Genomic DNA, 2,813 nt, shown 5'->3' with positions numbered 1-2,813 from the left:
AAGGATAAAGAAAAGGCAAAGGCTTATGTTGAAAAGGCGAAAACCTTTAAAATATCGGCAAGAGTAAAAAGTATTATCGAAAAGATCGAATCTGAAATTTAAAATAATTGAGCGTGAGTAACATTCAAGATAGCCTCTTTTTAAGGGCTGCATTTTCAAAAAGTACAGAGCGTCCTCCAGTATGGATGATGCGCCAAGCAGGGAGATTTATGCCTGAATATTGGGAAATTAAAAATAAATACTCTTTTCTGGAGATGTGTAAAACCCCTGAAATTGCAGCAGATGTGACCATGCTGCCTGTAAATCTTTTGGGTATTGACGCAGCCATTCTCTTCTCAGATATTTTGGTTACTGCAGAAGCAATGGGCGGTGATTTGAGCTTTACTCAGGGTGTTGGCCCTAAGTTTGCAAATCCTGTACGTAATCAGGCGGATGTGGACAGGCTTCTTACCGATGTGGATGATAAACTTCAGTATGTTGCGGATGCCATAAAAGTGATTCAGCAAAGACTTGATGGCAGTATTCCGCTTATTGGTTTTGCGGGTGCTCCCTTTACGGTGATGAGCTATCTGGTGGAAGGTGGTTCTTCCAAAGATTTTAAATTAACAAAACTGCTGATACATAATCATCCTGAATTAGCGCATCAATTGCTTGCCAAAATTGCCAAGGTTACAGTAGATTATTTAAATCTTCAAATTGAAGCCGGAGTAAATGCCTTACAATTATTTGATAGCTGGGCTCTTGCTTTATCTTGGGATGACTATAAAGAATTCTCTCATAGTTATAACACTGAAATTATCTCTAAACTAAACAGAAAAGATATTCCTATTATCTCTTTCTGTAAAGGGAGTTCCGTTTTTGCACCATTGATGGCCGAATCAAAGCCGGATGTGATCTCGGTCGACTGGAATGCAGATTTACTCGATATAAAAAAGAAACTTCCCGCTGGTATTGCCGTTCAGGGTAATCTGGATCCACATATTCTTTATGCGGATAAGAGTGTAATTAAGGAAAGAATACATCGCTTATTTGAACGAATGCGCGGTGAAAATGGTTTCATCTTCAATCTGGGCCATGGTATTATGCCGGATATTCCTTTTGATAACGTGAAATATGCGGTACAATTAATGAAGGAATTTAGATATTAATTGAAGGTATAGCTCATAATTTTAACAAGCAGAATATGGCCTATTTATATTTAAAATCCATTCACATCATCTTTGTGGTTAGCTGGATGGCTGGCTTGTTTTATATCGTGCGTCTGTTTATCTATCATGTAGAGGCTAATGATCGTCCTGATACTGAAAGATTAACCTTACAAGCTCAGTTTGAGATTATGCAGCATAAACTTTGGTACATCATCACAACACCCGCCATGGCGCTTTCAGTCTTGGCCGGCATTGGCATGATTTGGCTAAACCCTAACTTGCTGAATATGAGCTGGATGTTAGTGAAGCTTTTATTCGTTGTTGGTTTATTGATTTATCATTTCATGTGTCAACATATCATGAATAAACTTAAGCAAGGTGTGTTTGCTTGGACATCCACTCAATTACGCTTATGGAATGAATTGGCAACTATATTTCTGGTAGCTATCGTGTTTACGGTCATTTTGAAAAGTGCGGTGGATTGGATTTATGGTTTAACGGGACTAATTGCATTTAGTGCGGTAATCATGTCGGCCGTTAAAATTTATAAGTATTATCGTTTAAAAGGAAAATAAAGCTAAATTGGTTTCTGTTTTCGGTAAATTTTAAATAAGTTTTCTCCGAAATGAAATGCATTTTTTCCGATTTACTATTTCCAATGAAGAGAATTTTACTATTTGTATTACTACTGGGCATTTTTAATGCTTCAATCGCTCAAATCTCAACCGATAGTTTAGAATACCGAATCCGTCCGGATAGTCTCAAAACTGGAGAACTTCAATTAAGTGTTCAGAGTTTCAATTTTATGCGAAACTATGAGTATTTCAATAAAATTCAGGATGGCTATACCCTTTTTGGTACTCAGCTTGAACCTCAATTGGTTTATTTTGCCCATCCGCGTCTAGTGATAACTACAGGCTTGCATTTGCAAAAAGATTTTGGGGCTACCGGTATTTATAGAACTCTTCCACTATTTAGTGTGAAATATAAAAATGGGAATACCACGCTTGTTAATGGTGTTCTAGAAGGGAATATCCACCATCGCATGGCAGAGCCTCTCTTTGATTTTGAGAAGAGAATTACCGAGCCGGTAGAATACGGCACTCAATTTATGATTGAGAATAAATCCTTGTTTCTGGATGCATTCATCAATTGGAAGCGAATGATTTATAAGCCATCTCCGGTTCAAGAAGAAGTGTTGGGAGGTTTATCGGCCGACTATAAACTAATTAGAAATTCGAAGATTCAGCTTTCTATTCCACTGCAATTGACTGTTTTTCATAAGGGAGGGCAGATAGATTTGACTCCAGAACCACTCGAGACTTTCGTGAACTCGGCATTGGGTGTAAAGATAAAAATCCCACTTTCAGGTTTTGTGAATGCCATCAGATCCGAAAATTATTTGATGGGATTCAATGATTTTTCCTTTACCCGTATTCAGCCTTTTAGCAAAGGGCGTGGTTGGTTTCTAAATGCTGGAATTGATACCCATCATGGATCTTTAATGGGAACATACTGGAATGGGATGTCGTTTATTTCCAGCAATGGAATGCCGCTATATCAGAGTGTTTCTCAGCACATTAATCATGTTGGTTTTACTGAGAAGAACAGAAAATTAATTATGCTTCGCTATTCTTACCAAAAGCAATTAATTCCTAATCTTTA

3 protein-coding genes are annotated in these 2,813 nt (G+C 37.6%); all 3 read left to right on the top strand.

Translation table 11 applies throughout. From position 1 onward, the window contains the following. The first annotated feature begins 122 nt into the window (after nucleotides 1–122). Nucleotides 123–1,148 (top strand): uroporphyrinogen decarboxylase, encoded by a 1,026-nt coding sequence (hemE, locus tag ACILQF_RS12380; RefSeq protein ID WP_395627712.1) that lies wholly within the window; start codon nucleotides 123–125, stop codon nucleotides 1,146–1,148. Between the two features lie 35 nt (nucleotides 1,149–1,183). Further along, the gene (locus ACILQF_RS12375; protein ID WP_395627711.1) at nucleotides 1,184–1,723 is read left to right on the top strand and encodes a CopD family protein; all 540 of its coding nucleotides are present in this window, start codon (nucleotides 1,184–1,186) and stop codon (nucleotides 1,721–1,723) included. Between the two features lie 83 nt (nucleotides 1,724–1,806). Beyond that, nucleotides 1,807–2,813 (top strand): hypothetical protein (locus ACILQF_RS12370; protein WP_395627710.1); only part of this gene is annotated, 1,007 nt, incomplete at its 3' end.

The organism is Daejeonella sp. (assembly GCF_044232565.1).
Lineage (GTDB): Bacteria > Bacteroidota > Bacteroidia > Sphingobacteriales > Sphingobacteriaceae > Daejeonella.
This window is presented reverse-complemented; position numbering and strand designations above follow the sequence as displayed.